At 58.1% G+C, this 2,259-nt stretch carries 1 protein-coding gene and 3 pseudogenes; 1 reads left to right on the top strand and 3 read right to left on the bottom strand.

What is annotated here, in order from left to right; translation table 11 throughout:
- The 3 genes and pseudogenes from V8352_RS21545 to V8352_RS21535 form a co-directional block, all read right to left on the bottom strand.
- Positions 1-110: pseudogene (locus V8352_RS21545) on the bottom strand (IS5/IS1182 family transposase); the annotation flags it as partial.
- A gap of 388 nt (positions 111-498) precedes the next feature.
- Positions 499-1,539: an IS110 family transposase gene (locus V8352_RS21540; protein ID WP_336426306.1), complete on the bottom strand. Its 1,041-nt coding sequence runs from the start codon at positions 1,537-1,539 to the stop codon at positions 499-501.
- 157 nt (positions 1,540-1,696) lie between these two features.
- Positions 1,697-1,837 (bottom strand): annotated as a pseudogene (locus V8352_RS21535) (transposase); the annotation flags it as partial.
- A gap of 241 nt (positions 1,838-2,078) precedes the next feature.
- Between V8352_RS21535 and V8352_RS21530 the strand changes: the two are divergent.
- A pseudogene (locus V8352_RS21530) lies at positions 2,079-2,259 on the top strand (amidase); the annotation flags it as partial.

Raw genomic sequence — 2,259 nt, 5'->3', positions numbered from 1 at the left:
GCTGTCACACACCGCATGCAGCTTGGTATTCATGCCGCCTTTGGTGCGCCCTATCAGACGTCCACGCCCCCCTTTTTTACGCCCATACTGGTCGCGGTGCGGTGTGCTTCTGTAACAGGGCGTCTGTGGTCAAGAGAAATTTTCAAAACGAAGCCAATGACCAAAACGCTTGATTGGCCAGCAGGGTCTGCGTCGTTGGTGTTTTGATTTATGAATAAAGGCGTTGCCGAGTTTGATCTGGTGACCGACTATTGTCCCGCACCGGGGTAATGCTTCCGTCCGTGGTCGGCGCATCGGCCGCCACATTATGCCAAGTCCAGAAACGGTTCCCGCGTGCCTATCTCAAAGGCGCACTCAGACAGAGCGTCTGGTGACCAGGAATGTACCGGCATCATCGGGGACCGCGTCCCGGGTTGGGACTTCGGTGAACCAGCGCCATCGGGCGCGGCCAAACCTCCTTTGTTTTCAGGTCTATGAAGGGGCTTCATGGTGTGGAGCCTATGCGATTGCAGCCGCAGCAGCATCTTCACGGGTGAAACGGAAGTCTGTGTCGTCTCGCCACATGCGGTGCAGAACAACCCCAATCCGCCGGGCGAGCGCCACAGTGGCGCGCTTCTTCCCCCGCCGCTTGGCAACGTTTAGTGCCCATGCCGTCAGCCAGGTTTTGCCGCTACGGTGCAGCATCACCATCGCAGCCTGGTACAGCGCCGTGCGCAGTCCAATATCGCCGGCCCGAGAGATCTGACCAACGATGTCGCGCTCACCCGACTGCTCGCGCCTCGGAGTCAACCCAACCCAAGGGCCTATGTCTTTGGAAGAACGAAACCGCATCGGGTCATCGATCGCTGCCTTGACGGTCAGGGCCACGAGAGCACCGACCCCAGGCATCGTCATGAGCTTGCGGCAAACCGGGTCCTCCTTGGCGTGATTGCGCAGAACCTTCTCGAGGCCTGCCAGTTCCTGTCGCAGCGCCCGTCTTGCGGCGAGAATTGGGTTCGCTGCCGCCTCCAGCATGGGATTGCCCTCGGCCAACTCTTGCACCCGTGCTTCGAAGAGACCCTTCGCAACACGTCCCATCTTCAGTCCGAAATTGCGCAGCACACCGCGGATCGATAACTCGAGATTTATCGCCGCCTGCTGGACAGCCTTACGCGCGGACAACAGAGCGCGCATCTCCTGGGCCGACATCGATTTACAATGGACGGGCCGATACCACCCCATCTGCAGAAGCCGCGCGATTCCCTCGGCATCCCGCCGGTCCGTCTTGATGGGCATCGCCTTGAGGGCGCTCTTCACCTGCCGTGTCTCCATCAGGGCTGTGGCAAAACCGGCATCGGTCAGAGACCGGTACAGCCATTGCGAGAGCGGACCAGCTTCCAGGCCCACCGCCACAACGTCCCCCGGCATCGCCTTCAACGCGAGAATGAGGTTCTCCGGTTCGCTGGCAGCGGTCGTTTCCTTGACGATCTTGCCCTGCGCAGACACCACGCAAATCGCCGTGCTTGCGAGAGAGACATCCAATCCGATATACACATTCATGTCGTTGCCCTTTCTTATATGACATCTTGGGGCGCGCATCACCGCATAACCCCATAGACACGCCGCACAGCGTGCCAAGGGCAACGACACCTCACATCAACCGGTCATGCAACTCACCACGATGCTATTCGGACCGCGCCCTGTTACGGCATNCGCGCCACCGTAAACCATTGCGATTGATAAATATAATTCCGCTTAATACCCTACGGTCATCTACGCGTGGTTTGCCGTGGGACTTCGGGAAATAGGGCTCAAGACGCGCCATTTGCGCATCTGTCAGCCAGAAAAGATCAGACATATCACCGCTCCATTTTCGGACGGTGAATCACGCCGCTAGAATGAAATCAATGGGTCCAGAGCCTAAGTAGTGTCAGGACCCGGAACGCCAGGGCTCGGGAATCAATCGCTTTGGGCTTCTGGATTGATTTTGCAGATCAAAACCCGTTCCTGCGTTTGCGTTGTGCTATTGAAGCAGGGTAGTTTTTCTGTTTTGTCGTTGGTGCGCGCCGCGACAGCGCGCTTATCGTCGGAATGGCACTATGAAATCGTCTGGATCACATCCCTTCACTGGGCCGGAGCTTTGCGCACATGAGGCGCATGAGGTCGTCGCGCTTCTGCGCAAGGGAGAAATCACACCGGGCGATCTGATTAATTCATCGCGAGCGCGCACCGAAGCTGTTGAGCCCAGTATCAATGCTATGCCCACCACCTGCTGGGATC

This window comes from Roseovarius sp. D0-M9 (genome assembly GCF_037083805.1).
Lineage (GTDB): Bacteria > Pseudomonadota > Alphaproteobacteria > Rhodobacterales > Rhodobacteraceae > Roseovarius.
This window is presented reverse-complemented; position numbering and strand designations above follow the sequence as displayed.

Bases quoted from the DNA above. Each gene is read 5' to 3' on its own strand.
- V8352_RS21540 (WP_336426306.1), bottom strand. From the start codon at position 1,539: ATGAATGTGTATATCGGATTGGATGTCTCTCTCGCAAGCACGGCGATT.